20 protein-coding genes are annotated in these 17011 nt (G+C 63.1%); 15 read left to right on the top strand and 5 right to left on the bottom strand.

The window, feature by feature from the left end:
* From ACQKE4_RS19100 to ACQKE4_RS19030, 15 genes are all read left to right on the top strand, one after another.
* Positions 1–2039, top strand: a 2039-nt coding sequence (locus tag ACQKE4_RS19100; protein ID WP_427389846.1) for a heavy metal translocating P-type ATPase, incomplete at its 5' end; no start/stop codon positions are given.
* Positions 2036–2218 (top strand): hypothetical protein, encoded by a 183-nt coding sequence (locus ACQKE4_RS19095; RefSeq protein ID WP_119022638.1) that lies wholly within the window; start codon positions 2036–2038, stop codon positions 2216–2218. The genes ACQKE4_RS19100 and ACQKE4_RS19095, both read left to right, overlap by 4 nt.
* A 107-nt stretch (positions 2219–2325) precedes the next feature.
* Entirely contained in the window at positions 2326–2670 is a 345-nt protein-coding gene (locus ACQKE4_RS19090) for a DUF2946 family protein (RefSeq protein ID WP_119022639.1), read from the top strand.
* A gap of 74 nt (positions 2671–2744) precedes the next feature.
* A complete protein-coding gene (locus tag ACQKE4_RS19085; protein ID WP_427389845.1) occupies positions 2745–3845 on the top strand; it encodes a YncE family protein in 1101 nt (366 codons plus the stop codon).
* A 14-nt stretch (positions 3846–3859) separates the two neighbouring features.
* Positions 3860–4021 carry a hypothetical protein gene (locus ACQKE4_RS19080; protein WP_169957770.1) on the top strand — a complete coding sequence of 54 codons (162 nt, stop codon included), beginning with the start codon at positions 3860–3862 and terminating at the stop codon, positions 4019–4021.
* Positions 4018–4458, top strand: a complete 441-nt coding sequence (locus ACQKE4_RS19075) for a DUF411 domain-containing protein (RefSeq protein ID WP_169957769.1) — start codon at positions 4018–4020, stop codon at positions 4456–4458. Before ACQKE4_RS19080 ends, ACQKE4_RS19075 begins: the two co-directional genes overlap by 4 nt.
* A gap of 97 nt (positions 4459–4555) precedes the next feature.
* Positions 4556–4984 carry a hypothetical protein gene (locus tag ACQKE4_RS19070; RefSeq protein WP_305502541.1) on the top strand — a complete coding sequence of 143 codons (429 nt, stop codon included), beginning with the start codon at positions 4556–4558 and terminating at the stop codon, positions 4982–4984.
* A 144-nt stretch (positions 4985–5128) separates the two neighbouring features.
* Entirely contained in the window at positions 5129–5587 is a 459-nt protein-coding gene (locus ACQKE4_RS19065) for an ATPase (protein WP_427389844.1), read from the top strand.
* Entirely contained in the window at positions 5588–7327 is a 1740-nt protein-coding gene (locus ACQKE4_RS19060) for a DUF3141 domain-containing protein (protein ID WP_427389843.1), read from the top strand. It abuts the gene before it with no gap.
* 28 nt (positions 7328–7355) lie between these two features.
* On the top strand, positions 7356–8312 hold the full coding sequence (locus tag ACQKE4_RS19055) for an HlyD family secretion protein (protein ID WP_427389842.1): 957 nt from the start codon (positions 7356–7358) through the stop codon (positions 8310–8312).
* Positions 8309–10009 (top strand): ATP-binding cassette domain-containing protein, encoded by a 1701-nt coding sequence (locus tag ACQKE4_RS19050; protein WP_427389841.1) that lies wholly within the window; start codon positions 8309–8311, stop codon positions 10007–10009. Before ACQKE4_RS19055 ends, ACQKE4_RS19050 begins: the two co-directional genes overlap by 4 nt.
* Complete coding sequence (locus tag ACQKE4_RS19045; protein ID WP_427389840.1) at positions 10006–11103, top strand: ABC transporter permease; 1098 nt, start codon at positions 10006–10008, stop codon at positions 11101–11103. Before ACQKE4_RS19050 ends, ACQKE4_RS19045 begins: the two co-directional genes overlap by 4 nt.
* Entirely contained in the window at positions 11103–12200 is a 1098-nt protein-coding gene (locus ACQKE4_RS19040; protein ID WP_427389839.1) for an ABC transporter permease, read from the top strand. Before ACQKE4_RS19045 ends, ACQKE4_RS19040 begins: the two co-directional genes overlap by 1 nt.
* A gap of 120 nt (positions 12201–12320) precedes the next feature.
* Positions 12321–13382, top strand: coding sequence for an AI-2E family transporter (locus ACQKE4_RS19035; protein WP_379686091.1), 1062 nt, complete (start codon positions 12321–12323; stop codon positions 13380–13382).
* A 127-nt stretch (positions 13383–13509) separates the two neighbouring features.
* Positions 13510–14406, top strand: coding sequence for a DMT family transporter (locus tag ACQKE4_RS19030; protein WP_427389838.1), 897 nt, complete (start codon positions 13510–13512; stop codon positions 14404–14406).
* Positions 14407–14526: 120 nt separating this feature from the next.
* On the opposite strand, the gene ACQKE4_RS19025 is transcribed toward ACQKE4_RS19030, so the two are convergent.
* The 5 genes from ACQKE4_RS19025 to ACQKE4_RS19005 all read right to left on the bottom strand — a co-directional run bounded on the left by ACQKE4_RS19025 (position 14527) and on the right by ACQKE4_RS19005 (position 16851).
* A complete protein-coding gene (locus tag ACQKE4_RS19025) occupies positions 14527–14979 on the bottom strand; it encodes a hypothetical protein (RefSeq protein WP_427389837.1) in 453 nt (150 codons plus the stop codon).
* Between the two features lie 51 nt (positions 14980–15030).
* Positions 15031–15399 carry a cation transporter gene (locus tag ACQKE4_RS19020; protein ID WP_305502557.1) on the bottom strand — a complete coding sequence of 123 codons (369 nt, stop codon included), beginning with the start codon at positions 15397–15399 and terminating at the stop codon, positions 15031–15033.
* Between the two features lie 71 nt (positions 15400–15470).
* Positions 15471–16133: a methyltransferase family protein gene (locus ACQKE4_RS19015; protein ID WP_305502559.1), complete on the bottom strand. Its 663-nt coding sequence runs from the start codon at positions 16131–16133 to the stop codon at positions 15471–15473.
* The gene (locus ACQKE4_RS19010; protein WP_305502561.1) at positions 16133–16366 is read right to left on the bottom strand and encodes a DUF2933 domain-containing protein; all 234 of its coding nucleotides are present in this window, start codon (positions 16364–16366) and stop codon (positions 16133–16135) included. Before ACQKE4_RS19010 ends, ACQKE4_RS19015 begins: the two co-directional genes overlap by 1 nt.
* A gap of 92 nt (positions 16367–16458) precedes the next feature.
* Positions 16459–16851, bottom strand: a complete 393-nt coding sequence (locus ACQKE4_RS19005; protein ID WP_305502563.1) for a hypothetical protein — start codon at positions 16849–16851, stop codon at positions 16459–16461.
* Between the last annotated feature and the right edge of the window lie 160 nt (positions 16852–17011).

Here is a 17011-nt window from a genome sequence, read left to right as displayed (position 1 = left end):
CGGGCGACGGCGACGCCGAGATCGAGGAGGCCTACCTCGCCCAGGCGCGCAAGCGCCTGATCATCGCCGGCATACCCGCCACCCTGATCATGCTGCTGATGATGCCGCACATGTTCTGGCAGCCGATTCCCGGCTACCTGGCCATCATCGCCGTGCTGGCCTTCCCGGTGGTGTTTCTCTATGGCGGTATCGCCACCCACAAGTCGACCTGGCGCTCGCTGAAGAACGGCACCTTCAACATGGACGTGCTGATCTCCATGGGCAGCCTGCCGCCCTACTTGATCGGCCTAGTCGGCTTCGTCTACCCCATGACCTCATTCATCGAGATGGCCGCCACCATCATGACCTTCCACCTGCTGGGCCGTTACCTGGAGGCACTCGCCAAGGGACGCGCCTCCCAGGCCATCCGCCGCCTAATGACCCTGGGTGCCAAGACAGCACGCGTCGAGCGCGATGGCGAGGAAGTCGAGGTGGCGGTGAAGGAGCTGGCCCCGGGCGACATCATGGTCGTGCGCCCCGGCGACAAGATCCCCACCGACGGCGAGGTGGTCGAGGGCGAGAGCCATCTCGACGAGTCCATCGCCACCGGCGAGTCGATACCGGTCTACAAGAGCACCGGGGACAGCGTGATCGGTGCCACCATCAACAAGGAGGGACGCTTGCGGGTCAAGGCGACCCGCGTCGGCGGCGATACCTTCCTCGCCCAGGTGGTGCGCCTGATCGACCAGGCTCAGGGCTCGCGGGTACCGATCCAGGAATTCGCCGATCGCATGACCGGCCGCTTCGTACCGGCGGTGCTGGCCATCGCTCTGGCCAGCCTGGTGGCCTGGGCGCTATTCCCGGATGCCCTGCGACCGATACTCGACTGGGGTGCGACCTTCCTGCCCTGGGTGAACCCCGAGGCCGCCACGCCGGTGCTGGCGATTCTCGCCGCCATCGCAGTGCTAGTCATCGCCTGTCCATGCGCGCTGGGCCTGGCCACCCCCACGGCGCTGATGGTCGGCTCCGGCATCGGTGCCGAGCGTGGCATCCTGATCCGCTCCGGCGAAGCGATCCAGACCTTCAAGGACGTCAAAGTGATGGTGCTCGACAAGACCGGCACCATCACCCGCGGCGAACCAAAACTCACCGAGGCCGTCGTCGCCGAAGGCGCCGACGAAAACCGCCTGCTCACCCTGGCGGCGAGCGTGGAGAACGCCTCGGAGCACCCCATCGCCCGGGCTATCGTCGATGGTGCCCGGGAGCGCGATGTGAAACCCGGCGAGGTCAGCGAGTTCCGTTCCACCGGTGCGCGCGGTGTCTCGGGCAAGGTGGGCGACGAAGTGGTGCTGATCGGCAATCGCCGGTTGCTGGAAGAGGAAGGCGTGACCGGCCTCGAGGCCCTGGATGACGCCATGGGCGAGCTCGAGGGCAAGGGCCGCACCGTGGTAATCGTCGCCGCCGACGGCCAGGCACTCGGCCTGGTGGCCGTGGCCGACACCCTCAAGCAGGAGTCGGTGGAGGCCATCCGCGGCATGCATGATCTCGGTCTGCACGTGGTGATGATCACCGGCGACAACGAACGCGCCGCCCGCGCCGTGGCTGAAGAGGTGGGCATCGACGAGGTCCAGGCCGGTGTGCTGCCGGAAGGCAAGGTTGATGCCATCCGCGCGCTGCAGGAACAACACGGCAACCACGTGGCCATGGTCGGCGACGGCATCAACGACGCCGCGGCACTGAAGCAGGCCAACGTGGGCATCGCCATCGGTGCCGGGGCCGACGTGGCCATCGAGGCGGCGGACGTGACCCTGGTACGCGGCGAGCTCACCGCCGTGGTGGACGCCATGCACCTCTCGCGAGCCACCTTCGCCAAGATCGTCCAGAACCTGATCTGGGCCAGCGCCTATAACGTGGCCGCCATCCCCATCGCCGCCATCGGCCTGTTGCACCCGATGATCGGCGTCATCGCCATGACCGCCAGCTCGCTCTCGGTGATCGGCAACTCGCTGCTGCTCAAGCGGGGCTTCACCCGCGCCAACCCGCAAGGAGATACCCGATGAACCGCCTGCACCACGCAATGATGACCGCCTGCCTGGTGCTGATGGGGGTGGCCATGCTGATCGTGCTGTGGCGCGGCAACCCCTTCGGCACCGGCACCTGGCTGCTGCTGCTGCCGATGGGGCTCTGTCTCGGCCTGCACCTGTTCATGCACCGCCACAGCCACCGAAACGATGAATGACCCGCGTCCTCGTTCCCGCTTCGCGATTCGCCCGGGAAGTTGCCTTGGATCAATGCAGCTCGAGCCACCAAGAGGCAAGCTGAAGGCCTGACTCAAGGGAGTTCCTCATGCACCGGCTCATTCGGACATCAGCAACACAGCGCACAGGAGGCCGCCTGCTGGCCCTCCTGCTCGCGCTGCTGTTGGCGATGGTCACGCTGTCGAGCCACGGCGCCACCATGGCGTCATCCCCTGACTGCAGCGTCGCCGCCGAATGGGTGGCCGATGATGCTCATGCGAGCAGCGGCCTCAGTGCCGAGCACGACCATGAGGCCTCATCCTGCGTCACCTGTTCCACCGCCACGGGCCAGGCGCGACTCCCCGTGGTGGGTCCGCAGCGCCAGGCCGACTCGCCGGCCATGGCCCTGTTCCCGCAGATCCCGCTGCCCCCCAGACGCCCTCCCAGAGCCTGATCGAACGCAGGCGGCATCGCCGTCGGATCGCGACTCCCCGTCGCATCAAACATTACGTTCATCAGGAGTTCATCATGACTATCCGTGTCCCATCGGCCGCCATGGCGCGCCAGGCATTCCTCCCTTCCCCCCTTTCCCTCGGCGGAAAGACTCTGCTCCTCGGCTGGCTGGTGGCCGCCGGGCTGGCCCTCTCCAGCCCCCCGGCACTCGCCGGCGAGAGTCCCGCCGGCAGCGTGGTCACCGCCGACGAGCGCGGCGCCTCTTTGACCCACATCGACCTGGGCAACGGCACCGCCTCTCGCCATGCCATCGGCATAGCCCCCCACAACGTCCAGCTCGGCGCTGCCGGCCGCTACCTGATGGCGGTGGGGGAACCGGTATCCGACGACCACGCTCACGGCCACGCGCATGCTCACGGCGCTGCCCCCGGCAAGCTCAAGCTCTACCCGGCCAATGATCCAACCGGCGCTCCCCTGGCAAGCATCGAGGTGGGCAGCCATCCGGCCCATGTGGTCAGTGACCTGGAAGGCCGCTTCGCCTTCGTCACCAATGCCGGAGATGACAGCGTCTCGGTCGTCGACCTCGAAGCCAGGGAGAGCGTTGGCACCATCGCCACCGGCAAGTATCCCCACGGCCTGCGCCTGAGCCCCGACGGCCGGGAGCTCTATGTGGCCAACGTGCTGGATGGCAGCGTCTCGGTGATCGATGTCGCGGCGCGCGAAGAAGTGGCTCGCCTGCCGGTGGGCCAGGCGCCCGTCCAGGTGGGCTTCACCCCGGATGGCACCCGGGTCTTCGTCTCATTACGGGACGAGAACCGCGTGGCCGTCATCGACACCAACCGCCGCGAGGTCATCGAGCGCATCGAGGTGGGCCGGCTACCGATCCAGGTACATGCCACCGCGGATGGTCGCTTCATGCTGGTGGCCAACGAGGGCAGCGAAGCCGAACCCGACAACCGGGTCTCGGTCATCGCCCTCGACAGCCTGACGGTGGTGGCCACTCATGAGGTTGGCGCCGGCGCCCACGGCATCAGCGTCGACGACACCGGACGCTTCGCCTTCATCACCAGCCTGTATGACGACAGCCTCTCGGTCATCGACCTGGAAGCCGGCGCCGTCATCAGCCGCCACGACACTGGCCAGGGTCCCAACGGCGTGACCTGGGTCAACCACTGAGAGGAACCAAGACCATGATCGCGCATTGTACCGCCCTGATGGGCAACCTGCCTTGGCTGGCCTGGGTCATGCCCATCGCCATGCTCACCCTGCTCGGCCTCGGCATCGCCGCCCTCGCCAAGTACCTGTTCACGTCCCCCCGCACATCCCGTGATCTTCCGGAGGTCCGCTCATGAACCGCTTAGGCTCCACCCTCCTGCTCTCCGCCGCCCTGCTGCTGGGCGCCGGCACCGCCCAGGCCGCCCTGCCCGACAAGGCGACCATGTTCAAGAACCCGGAATGCGGCTGCTGCGACGAGTACGCCCGCCAGCTCGAGGCCCGCGGGGTCGAGGTGAAGATCGTCGACGATATCGAGGTGGGCAAGATCAAGCAGCGCGTCGGCCTGCCCTTCGGCCTCGGCTCCTGCCACACCCTCCAGATGGGCGGCTACGCCATCGAGGGGCACGTGCCGTTCGAAGCGGTGGAGAAGCTCTTCGAGGAACGCCCCGACACCCGCGGCATCGGCCTGGCCGGGATGCCCATCGGCACCCCCGGCATGCCCGGGCCCAAGCAGGGCGACTGGGACGTCTATCAGTTCCGTGACGGTGAGGCCACACCCTTCATGACCCTGTAACCCAACCACCAGCCAGCCACTTGATGTCGATCAAGCGACATTGGATGCCAGTGAGCTATGGTGAATAGGATCCCTCAGCGTCAGGCAACGATGCGCCATGCACTCTCACAGCTTATTCAACCGCCAAGCGCCGTATGTTCCCGTGAAGTGGGCAAGGCTATTGCTGGTCGGGCTATTTGCGCTGCTGCTGAGTGGGCTCGCGCTGGCCCATGCCGAGGCCCCGGATCCCGAGGCCGGTGATCCCGGGCACCACGTGGTAATGGTGCTTGAGGGCGCTTCCACCACGGTGGCTGCTGAAGCGCGGCATGAAGAAGGGCCACTTTGCCGGCACGGTCATGGCGAGTTCACCCTGCCTAAGGGAGTCCTGCGTGTCGATCAGCAGGAAATCGAGTACGAGGATGCCCTGACGGTCACCACCGAACCGACGCCTGCCCCCATCCCTAGTTTCGTCTCCGGCACACCTCGAAAACAGCCGTCCAATTCCGGCGTTCCCATCTATCTGCTCACCCAGCGCCTGCGCCTGTAAGCCGTACATCCGTTCTACTCGGAGCCGCGGCACGGGCATACCCACGAACGTTGTCGGTTTGGTGCTACGGTCACCGGTGTCCTAACTGAGATCTCGATACTTGGTCTCATGTGTTGATACACGCCAGTAAAGTGAGTGATTGCCATGAACGTTGAAACCTTTCGTGATGTGGTCGAGTGGACTCGGGCCCTGCATGAGCATCTGGCCAGGTGCCTGAAGCACTGTTCAACGCGGCAGGAGGAGGAGCGCGCCAAGTGGCTGTTGGAATATCTAGCGGATCATGAGGCGGCACTGGAGAAAACCGTCACTAGCTTCAAGAAGCAGGCCGCCACCAAGGCGTTGAATACCTGGCTCTACGACTACATTGCCTACGCGCCCATCAAGCCCCACCTGTCATGCAGCGCACCCTATGCGGAGATGAGCTTCGACGAGATCTGCCAGGAGGTCTTCGACCTCCATGAGCAGGTCATCGGCTTCTATCGCTATCTCGAAGGGCGTACCGAGATTCCCGAGACGCGCAAGCTGATCGGTGAGCTCCTGAAGCTCGAAGAGCATGAAGCGATGCGCCTGGTCCACCAGACCAACCGCTCCAAGGACCTCTAAATGGCTCAGCAACCTTCCACTACGGCGACGGATCGGCTGTGGCCGGCTACGGTGGCCAACCAAATGATGCTCAACCTGTTGAGCTACCAGACCGATCTCTGGCAGCGCAGCGTGCTCCATCTGGACACCCTGCGTGAGCGCGCAAACAACATGCTCGAGCACGAGCGGGCCGGCAAGCCGCCGCTGCTCGACTTCGACTACGAGACAGTCCTCGACGGCCGCCGGCTGGAACGCCCCGCTAACTATGCGCTGCTGCGGATCACCCGGGTGGGCGATGACTGCCTGGAGGACTGCCTCGACGCGACCAAGCCCCCAGTAGTCATCGTTGATCCGCGCGCCGGCCACGGCCCCGGCATCGGCGGCTTCAAGCGCGACTCCGAAGTCGGGATGGCGCTCCACGAAGGCCACCCGGTCTACTTCGTCGCCTTCTTTCCGGAGCCCGTGGCCGGGCAGACGCTGGGTGATGTATTGGATGTCTTGCGGCGTTTCGTCGAAACGGTAGCCGAACGCCACCCTGGCAAGCCGCCGGTGCTCTACGGCAACTGTCAGGCGGGCTGGGCCATCGCCCTGCTCGCCGCCGACTGCGAGGGCCTGGTGGGACCCGCTGTCCTCAATGGCTCGCCGCTCTCCTACTGGTCGGGCGAGTCCGGCGTCAACCCCATGCGGCTTGCCGGCGGGCTCATGGGCGGCGCCTGGCTGGCACACCTGTTGGCCGACCTGGGCGATGGGCGTTTCGACGGCGCCCACCTGGCCGTCAACTTCGAGTCGCTCAAGCCGGCTAACACCCTCTGGCAGAAGGACTATGAGCTGTTCGCCGACATCGACGGCCAGCGCGAGCGGTTCCTCGACTTCGAGCGCTGGTGGACGGGCTTCTACGCACTGAGCAAGGAAGAGATCACCTCTATCGTCGGGAACCTCTTCGTCGGCAACAAGCTCGAACGCGGCGAGCTCAAGGTCTGTCCGGGCTGCACCGTCGATCTACGGCGCATCCGCAATCCGCTGGTGATCTTCGCCTCCAGCGGCGACAACATCACCCCGCCCCACCAGGCGCTGAACTGGATCCCGGCGGTCTACCCGGACACCGCTGCGCTCAAGGCTGCGGGCCAGCGCATCGTCTACCTGCTCAACTCCCACGTGGGGCATCTCGGTATCTTCGTCTCGGCCAGGGTTGCGCGGTTGGAGCATCGGGCGATCCTGGAAAGCGTCGGTGAGCTGAACGACCTGGCGCCCGGCCTTTACGAGATGCGCATCGACAACCCCACCGGCGACCCCGACTGTCACAAGCCACAATTCCGGGTGCACTTCGAGGAACGTCGCGTGGAGGATTTAGATTATCCCGACCAGGTTCCGGCGTTCGAGCGGGTGCGTGCACTGTCCGAGCACAACGTGGCTCTCTACGAGACGTTTCTTGGCCCCTGGGTACGGCTAATGTCCAATCCATGGACGGCAGAGGCGCTGCGCCAACTACACCCTGCCAGAACCAGCCGTTTGCTGTACGCCGAGCGTTTTAACCCCTGGATGGACTCTGTGAAGCAGCTGGCAGCCTCCGTGGCAAGCGCACGCGAGCCACTCAACACCGACAATCCGTTTCCCCAATGGGAGGCGCTGAACAGCGCGATGATCGGCTCCTGGCTCGAACTCGCGGGAACGCTACGCGACGGTGCCAGCGAGTTCGCGTTTCGCGGCCTCTACGGCTGGCCGTTGGCCATTGATGAGGGAATAGGCACGGAAAGCGCCTAGGTGGCTAGCCGGTGAGGAGGGAGGGCTGATGCGACACTCGCTATGGACGATCATTGCGGTCATTCTGCTAGCCACTGGCGGCTACCTGGGTTTCCTCGCGCTGCGCCCGACGGAACTGCCGCCCGGCTTCCTCTATGGCAGCGGCCGTATCGAAGCCACCGAGGTCCGCCTTGCCGCTGAAATCCCAGGACGCGTGGTGGAAAATCAGTTGGTGGAGGGCCAACCCATCAGCGCGGGAGCCGAGCTGATTCGCCTGGACGATCGCCTTGTTCGTCTGCAGCAGGCCGAACTCGATGCGCGCCTGATCGCCGGTGAACAGTCAGTGGTTCGGCTCGAGCGCATGCTCGATACGGCACGCCACCACCTCGGCAATGCCGAGACAGAGCTGGAACGCGCGCGCGCCCTGCGGCGAACCGGCGCTATTCCCGCGCAGCAGCTGGAGCACAGCGGAGATCGCCGACGCGAGGCGGCGGGTGAGGTCGAGGTGCTGCAAGCGCAGCGCGCAGAGGCCGCCGCCAATCTGGAGGCACTGCGTCAGCAACGCAGCCAGCTCGCCCTCCAGCTCGACAAGACCCTGCTGCGCAGTCCCATCGATGCCACCGTGCTGGTCAAGGCGGTGGAGATCGGCGAGGTGGTCGCGCCAGGGCAGTCGTTCGGCGTGCTGGTCGACCTGGACCGCCCCCGGATGAAGATCTACGTGACCGAACGGGTGCTGGGCCGGGTTCGGCTTGGCACCCCGGCCCGGGTGCGGGTAACGGCGTTTCCGGACCGCTACTTCGAGGCCGAGGTCAGCGCGATCGACAGCCAGGCGCAGTTCACCCCCCGCGATGTCCACCTGCCCGATGAACGGGCGCGCACCGTCTTCGGGGTGACCCTGCAGGTAGCCAACCCCGACGGCGTGCTCAAGCCCGGCATGCCGGCCGACGCCTGGCTTCGCTGGCAGGACGAGGCGCCGTGGCCCGACACCCTGGTCGTGCCACCATGACCGCGACGATCCGCACCAGCGGGCTCGGCCGGCGCTTCGCCGGCCGGCAGGTGCTGACGGAGGTGGACCTGGAGGTCCAGCGGGGCGAGATCTTCGGGCTGCTAGGCCCGGACGGCGCCGGCAAGACCACGCTCATGCAACTGCTCGCGGCAATTCTGGACCCCAGCGAAGGTCAGGCGACGGTGCTTGGCTTCGACACGGTGCGCCAGGCGGCCGAGGTGAATGCCCGGGTCGGCTACATGTCACAGGGCTTCACGCTCTATGACCGACTCAGCGTCCTCGAGAATCTGCAGTTTGCCGCCCGTATCCGCGGCGTCGAGGCGCAAGATTTCGCCAGCCGCAGTCACGAACTGCTGACCATGGCCGGTCTGCAGGTCCACCTCGACCGACCCGCCGGCAAGCTCTCCGGCGGCATGCGCAAGAAGCTCTCGCTGTGTGCCAACCTGATTCATGCCCCACCGTTGCTGCTGCTCGACGAGCCCAGCCTGGGCGTTGATCCCGTGTCGCGCCGTGAGCTCTGGCAACTGCTGCGGCGTTACCAGCAGCACGGTAGCACGGTGGTGGTCAGCACCCCCTACATGGACGAAGCGGAATACTGCGATCGACTCGCCTTTCTCGACCAGGGCCGAGTGCTGGCGGTGGATACCCCGGCGCAGTTGCGCGCCCAGGTCCCTGGGCGGATCTACGAGATACAAACTGCCAGAAGCATCCGCGTACAGGCCATCCTGCGCGACGCCTCCGAAGTGCTGAATCTACAGTGGCTGGCGGACCGATTGCGCATCCAACTGCATGTCGGAGCTGAATTGCCGCCAGCCACCTTGGCGCAGCTGGATGGACTCGCCACTCTGACGCCTGCCGAGCCAGGCTTGGAGGAGGCCTTCATCGCCCTGAGTACAGCAACGGCAGCACCACCGCCGCCGATGACACCGGCCATCATGGAAACGCAGGGTGGCGAGGTACGAGCGGAACGACTCAGCGTGCGATTCGGCGACTTCACCGCCGTCGACCGGGTCTCGGTCAGTGTGCCGCCGGGCGAGGTGATCGGCTGGCTGGGACCCAACGGTGCCGGCAAGACCACCCTGATCCGGGTCTTCTGCGGGCTGCTGCTGCCCAGCGACGGCGAGGCCTTCGTCGCCGGCCTCTCGGTGACCCGGCAGGCGCGTGCCCTGCGCAGCCGCATCGGCTACATGTCGCAGCGTTTCTCGCTCTACCCGGATCTCACGGTGGCCGAGAACCTGCGCTTCTTCGCCGGGGCCTACGGCCTTGGCGGCAAGCGTCGAGGCCAGTCGATCGAATGGGCCAGTGGCATGACGGCCCTAGCCGGGATCGAGGCACGCCGTGTCAGCGAGCTGTCGGCGGCGGTACGCCAGCGCCTGGCGCTGGCCTGTAGCATCCTGCACGGCCCGGCGGTGCTGTTCCTGGACGAGCCCACCTCCGGCGTCGACCCGCTCAACCGTCAGCGCTTCTGGCAGCTGATCCAGACCCTGGCCAGCGGCGGCATGACGGTGTTCGTCACCACCCATTACCTGGAAGAGGCGAGCTACTGCCACCGGCTGGGACTGATGCACCAGGGCCGCCTGGTCGCCCTTGGCACCCTCGAGCAGCTGCGCCAGGCATTGCGGCTGCCGGCCGATGCCGGCATGGAAGCGGTCTTCCTCGGCCATATCGAGCAAGCGCAGCGGGAGCTGGCATCATGAACCCGAGGCGCATCGCCGCCGTGGCGACCAAGGAGGCGAAAGAGGTACTGCGCGATCCGATCACCGTCGGCGTCGCGCTGCTCATGCCGTTGATCATGCTGCTGTTGTTCGGCTATGCGATCACGCTCGATGTCGACGACATCACCCTGGGCGTACTGGATGAGGACCGCACCCCCACCAGCCGGCAACTCACGGAAGCGTTCACGGCGAGCGGCGTCTTCCACCTCGAGCGTGAGTTGACCGACCCGCATGCGGTGGAGCGGGCCCTGCAACGCGGCGAGATCCGCTTGGCGCTGATCATCCCGCCCGGTTTCGAACGCACCCTCGCCCGCCATGAGCCGAGCCCGGTCCAACTGCTGGTGGACGGCACCTATTCCGCCACGGCGACGCTGGTCAGCAGCCATGCGCTGGCCATCGCCAGCGGCTTTGGCCATGCAGCGCCACCGGAAACCCTGCAGTTGGAAACCCGCGTCTGGTACAACCCCTCGCTCAGCAGCGTGCACACCGTGGTGCCCGGCCTCTATGCGGTGATCCTGATGGCCTTCCCGCCGCTGCTTACCGCGCTCGCCCTGGTGCGGGAGAAGGAAACCGGCACCATTGAGCAGATCTATGCCTCGCCGCTCTCCTCCGTCGAGTTTCTCGTCGGCAAGCTGATTCCCTATGCGATCATCGCCTTCGCACAGATGGCGATGGTGATCGCCGTCGGTTTTCTCTGGTTCGGGGTACCGTTCCAGGGCAGCGTCGCTTTCCTGTTGGCGATATCGCTGCTGTACGTGCTCTGTACCCTGGGGATCGGCCTGCTGGTGTCGGCCGTGACCCGTACCCAACTGGTCGCCCTGCTGGCCGTGCTGATCATGACCCTGATGCCTTCCATCCTGTTCTCGGGCATGCTGTTTCCGATCTTCACCATGCCCTATGTGGTCCAGCTCTACACCCTGGCCTTTCCGGGTCGCTACTTCGTCGACATCTCCCGTGGCGTGGTGCTCAAGGGCGTCGGGCTCGAGGTCCTGTGGCCGAGCATCGCCATCGTCGCCGTCTACACCCTGCTGGTCTTCGCCCTGGCCGCCTGGCGGCTGAAGAAGAAGGTGGCCTGATGCGCCTGTCGAGCCTGTTGCACAAGGAGCTGATCCAGTTCTTCCGCGATCCCGTGGTGCTGTTCCTGATCTTCTGGCTCTACACCATCGAAGTGGTGATCTGTGCCTATGCCCTGGGCATGGAGATGCGCGACCTGCCGCTGGCCGTGGTCGATGCCAACGAGAGCCCGGCCAGCCGCCGCCTGATCGATGACTTCGTCGCAGGCGGCAACTTCCGTCTGGTGGCACACCTGCGCGATGTTGCGGCGGCCGAGCCGTACCTGGAACGCGGGGAAGCACAGGCGGTACTGGTCATTCCCGCTAACTTCGAGCACGAGCTCTATCGCGGCGGGGGGCAGGCCCTGCAATTCCTGGTCGATGGCAGCAACGCCAACACGGCCGCCGTCGCCCGTGGCTATGCGCTGCAGACGGTGGAGGTCTTCCGGATGCACCGGGGAACACTCGACGAGCGACAATTAGCTACGGTAGCAGCGCAGCTGCGCACCTGGTACAACCCGGACCAGACCAACGTCAGCTTCACGGTACTGGCGATGATCGCCCTGGCGGGGTTGATGATCGGCGTCGTCCACCCTGCCGCCTCCATCGTTCGCGAGAAGGAGGTCGGTACCATCGAGCAGCTCATGGTCACGCCCATTCGACGTGGCGAACTGTTCATCGCCAAGACCGTGCCCACCCTGTTGATCGGCCTGATCGCCCTCTTCCCCAGCCTGGCGCTGGTCGGCTGGTTCGGCGTGCCGGTCAGGGGCAGCCTGCCACTCTTCTTCGCCCTGACCGCGCTGTTTCTGCTCAGTGCCATCGGCCTCGGCGTCCTGGTGGCGGCCATCTCCCGCACCCTGCAGCAGGCCCTGCTGCTCGCCTTCTTCGGCCTGTTCCCGCTGATGTTCCTGTCCGGCACCATGGTCCCGGTGGAGAACATGCCGAACCTGCTCCAGCAGCTGTCGCTGGCCAGTCCATTGCGACACTACCTGGATATCACCCTGGGCATCTTCCTCAAGGGGGCCGGCATGGAGATCCTCTGGCCCCATGCCCTCGCCCTGGTGGCGATCGGCATGCCCCTGTACCTGGTGGCCTGGTTGATCTTTCGACGCGTAATGTAACGATTTCGTGCGAAATCAGGCGAACAGCTCTACAACAAGGTATACTGGTTGATCTTTCGACGCGTAATGTAACGATTTCGTGCGAAATCAGGCGAACAGCTCTACAACAAGGTATACATCATGTATGACCACCATGGGTCACCGATACTGAATCCCCTCTGGGTGATCGCGATCATCCTTATCGTCGCCGCCCTCTACTGGCTACGGGTTCTCGCTGCGCCCATGGCATTCTCGCTGTTTCTGATGGCGCTGGTGTGGCCTGTGTACCAACACAGAGCATTCAAGGGAAGGCGAGCACTGCGCGGATTGGCGCTCATCGTTTCGGTTATGCTCGTGTTGGTTGCCACGGCTGCGGTTCTCCTGCTGATCGGCTACGGCGCCCGTACCGTTGCGGTCGGCCTGTCCCTGTATGGCGAACGTGCACAGGAGACCTATCGCGCCATCGGGCTATGGCTCGAAGGAAGGGGGGTTGGCCTTTGGCCCACCGCCGGTGATCCGTTCAGCCCCAACGGACTCTTTCACCTGGTTCATGAGGCCGTGCTGCGCATCAATGCGATCATGGGCTTCGTGGCATTGACCTTGATCTTTCTGATTCTGGGCCTGCTGGAAGCCAGTGCCTTTCAGCATCGCCTTCCTCATGCACTTGGCGCGGATGCAGCCGACCGGCTGTTGAGGGCATTCCATATTCTCGGGTGGAAATTTCGCCGCTACATGCTCGTCAGGACCGCTGTCAGTGTACTGACCGGTTTGTTGACCTGGATATTTGCGCTAATGGCGGGGCTCGACTTTGCCATTGCCTGGGGCATACTCGCCTTCGCGCTGAACTACATCCCCTTTGTCGGCTCCATTCTCGCGGTCTTTCCTCCGGTCCTTTTCGCCATTGTCCAGTTCGAGTCATGGCAGACCCCGGCACTGGTTCTCCTCGGCATGACACTCATCCAGTTCTCTATCGGCAACCTGCTTGACCCCAGGCTCGAAGGACGCGCCCTTGCCGTCTCCCCCTTCGCCGTCGTTTTTTCCATTTTCTTCTGGGGCATGCTATGGGGCATCCCCGGCGCCTTCATGGGTGTTCCCTTGACGATCGCCATCGCCACGGTATGCAACCATTTTCATGATGCCTGCTGGATAACTCGGTTGTTGACCCCTCATAATTCACCAGCTAAGGCCAAGAGATCAGGATGACAAAAGGGCGAATGCCGCTGAAGTGGAAGAGTGGCGAAAGCGTATGGGTAATCAGGGCCGCAGCTGAGAGAATTAGCTTGGCTATCCAGCCATATGTTGCGGATATGCGACGTTGCTAGGTGGACCAATGACAGTACCACCTCGATGGCTACGGCTTATCGCCCTTGTGGCTGTTGTGCTAGCAAGCGCCACCTGCTTTGTAACACTCAAGGCGGCCCTTGAGCAGGCACCGCCGTTGCGCCTGGTAGCGCTGCGCTTGTTAATTGGTGGCGCCATGCTGCTCGCGCTGTTTCCTGTGATGGGCATTCGGCTCGTACCCAGTCGCGATCTATGGCCATGGATCATCGTACTGGGCATTGCCGTCACAGCCTTTGCCTACGGCACCATGGCCATCAGCCTTGGATTCACGGGAGCCGGGATTGCGTCGGTACTGGGTAACAGCCAACCCTTGCTGGCGGTTGCACTGGGTGTCTGGCTGCTTGGCGAGCGACTGACCCGGATGCGCTTGCTTGCCTTGTTGCTAGGCCTTGTGGGCGTCGTTCTGGTGGCGTTTCCGGCGACATCTGAGATGGCCGTGGGTGGTCAAATCGGCCCATTACTCGCACTGGCGTCAAGTGTAGGGCTCGTCACAGCCAGTTTGATCGTCAAGCACGTCGGCCCAGGCGTGTCTCGGCTTATGCTGGCCGCTTGGCCACTGGTGCTGAGCAGTGTTCCATTGTTCCTTCTCTCGCTGGCACTGGAGCCCGATCCCAAGATCACATGGTCGTTACAGTTCATTAGCCTATTGCTGTTCCTCGGGATTCCCGGCACGGCCCTCCTGACACTCACCTGGTACTGGTTGCTTCGTCATGGTGATCTCGGGCGTCTGTCACTGTTTTTCTATGCGGTACCAGCCGTGGGCTTTGGATTTTCCTGGGTCCTCTATGCGGAGCCCATTACGCGGCAGGAGTTGGGTGGGATCATGCTCATTTTGTTGAGCATCGCCGCAATCTTTTCCGAAGAGTGGCAGGCAGGACAAGACTGATGAAATACCTGGGCGAGAGATGTCAGAGCCTGAGCATAACGCATAGGGCAACCCGTGCCGTGCTCCCCGCCGAGGCAGGGAACAGGGTTGAATTTACCGACGGATACAGAGCTGAGTCACTCACTCCATCACATGTTGGTGGCGGAACTCGACTTCGGTAATCGATTCTCCAGCGCGGTTGATGCGTAGCTGAATACTGTATCCGCCTTCTGCCGGGAATCTGAAGAAGTTGCCATAGGTGATCGTATCGGCGATGTCCATCGGCTCGAGTGGTCTGAAGGAGCCCGCATGCCGTTCATGAACCAGGCGTGCGGTAACATCGGCATCCTCGATCCGCTGGCCACTTTCTTGGTCAGTCAGCGTCACGATCAGGTGCTGCTCGCGGGTAGTCGTACTCTCGCGCCTCTGGTGAACGATGGGGTAATCCTTGATCATCTCAGCCGGCAGGATGCCGATATAGACGTTCATGCTACCCGTCGACTGGAAATAACCAGCATCCTCACCAAACAGTGGCCCGGCAGCCCATGATGACAGAAGAGCGACCAGCACAAACGATTGCTTTAGATAGTTCATGTTACAGCCTCCATTAACTGCTTGGTCGTTTCGCCCCTCCTCTCGACATTCTTATCGTTTTCCCTTACCACCTGGCGGCGTCTGATGACAGCTCCACGGTTCCTGTCTGGCGTTGTCCTTCACGTTCTGATCAACAAACCGATAGTGTTCCTCCTTGAATCGATTCCACCAACCCTGGCTGATTTTCACAGTGTGCCTCTCCAGAATTTCCTCGACGCAGTCGAGACACAGTCTCGAGGCGTCGTAATCCAGGTCCAGCCTCCGTTTTTTGGGGTCGAAGGCAACACTATCCAGCCCGTATAGCTCGTCGATGTCGGCGACAGCAGCGCGAATGTCCTCCTCCTCGCTGGGCTCAAGTTTCAGGTGCCGAGTCACCAGGTTGATCTCGGATACGCCTAGACGATGATCTTTAGTTTTCATGGGATATTCTCCTATTCTACCAAGTTTTTCGTACACAGAATCGATCAGCCATCGGTGTCAGACGGCATGCTTCATTCCCCCTTGGAATGAGCAGGGGATTTGGGATTGACTCGGGGTATAAACCCCGGAATTTTCTTCATATAGGTTCTGTATTCCTCGCCAAACTCTTTCATAGCCATCTCTTCTTCGCGGCGAGCGAGGCGTACATAGACCACAACCAGGATTGGGAACATGATGAGGGTCAACAGCGTGGGCCATTGCAGCAGGAACCCGAGCATGATCAGGATAAAGGCGGCATATTGCGGGTGTCGGCAGCGCGCATACCAGCCGGTCATAGCGAGTTCGCCATGCTGCTGGGCTTGGTGAAGTACACGCCAGGAAGACGCCAGAATGAGGAACCCCACCACGATGATGATACTGCTGGCGATATGCAAAACGTTGAAATGAGGGTCTCCCTCAACCCCCAGGAGAGTCTGGAGAAGGTGACCGCTCTCGTGAGAGAAGGGATCAAGATCGGGGAAGCGCGAGGCCAACCAGCCGGCCAAAAAGTAGATGGTCAGGGGGGACCCGTACATCTCCACGAACAGCGCCACCACGAATGCCGAGAAGGCACCCAGGCTCCGCCAGTCCGTCTTACTGCGTGGCTTGATGAAGCTGAACGCGAAAAAGATGAATACGGCCGAGTTCAGGACGACCAGTATCCACAGCCCATAGGCGCTGTGATCCGCGTTCATCACTGATCCTCCTCGTTCTTGCTCTTGCCGTGGTGGCCACCGTGACCGCCGTGCATGAACACATGCATCAGCGGACAGGCCAGCAAGATGAGAAAGGGAAGAAACTGTATAAAGTGAACCCTATGCTCAGCCCACAGCAGATACACCACGAAGGCGAGAAAAAGTCCCAGTGGCAGCCAGAAACGTATTGGCTGCTGGCCGCCGGAGTCGGCAGAGTGCTTGTCGAGTTTCATCGTTCACCTCGGATGGCTCGTAAGTCGGCCCGATTGGAGCCAGACTCATGGAACACGCAAAATTCGGAAGACGTCGCTGAAAGCGATTGATCTTAGATACGCAGCCGTGCCGTAGCGAGATAAACGGGGGGAGATGAGTACGTAGCGAGGCCACACAGGTGCGATGCTTCGCCCCGTGTAGCAAGGAGGAAAGGAGAGGAAAAAAGCTCGAGGGGTAACCCCGCGGCAGCCGCCGGGTTGCGCAGGTCTTCTGCCGGCACCTTGCCGAGGCTGGCCGTGATTCCGGGAGAGGGATCGTCGCAGTTCTCCGGATGCTGAGACGGCGACTCATCTACCACAGCAAGAATCACCTGGCTCTCCGGCTCGCCCACTTCCAGTTGGGGCGAGCAGGCGTAGGCCGCTCCCACCGACCAGGCCAGTAGCCAGAGAACGAACATGCCCGGCCACCGGGCGAACAGCGATCTGCGTAATCCGTACAGGCTCATGATGCCTCTTGGAAGTTGCCTTCCGTCCGTGCGCCAATCCAGCTGATAAGCTCAGTATGGGCGCGGCTAGAGTTATAGTCAAATCTGGTGGATGGCAGTCAGGCGGCAGTCCTGTCTGATTGATCGGTTACCTGCTCCCCATCCTGAAACCGGACGTTGT

Source organism: Halomonas sp. NPDC076908, assembly GCF_050269715.1.
In the GTDB taxonomy this organism is placed as follows: domain Bacteria; phylum Pseudomonadota; class Gammaproteobacteria; order Pseudomonadales; family Halomonadaceae; genus Vreelandella.
The sequence above is the reverse complement of the archived record's forward strand: the minus strand, read 5'-3'. Positions and strand labels throughout refer to the sequence as shown.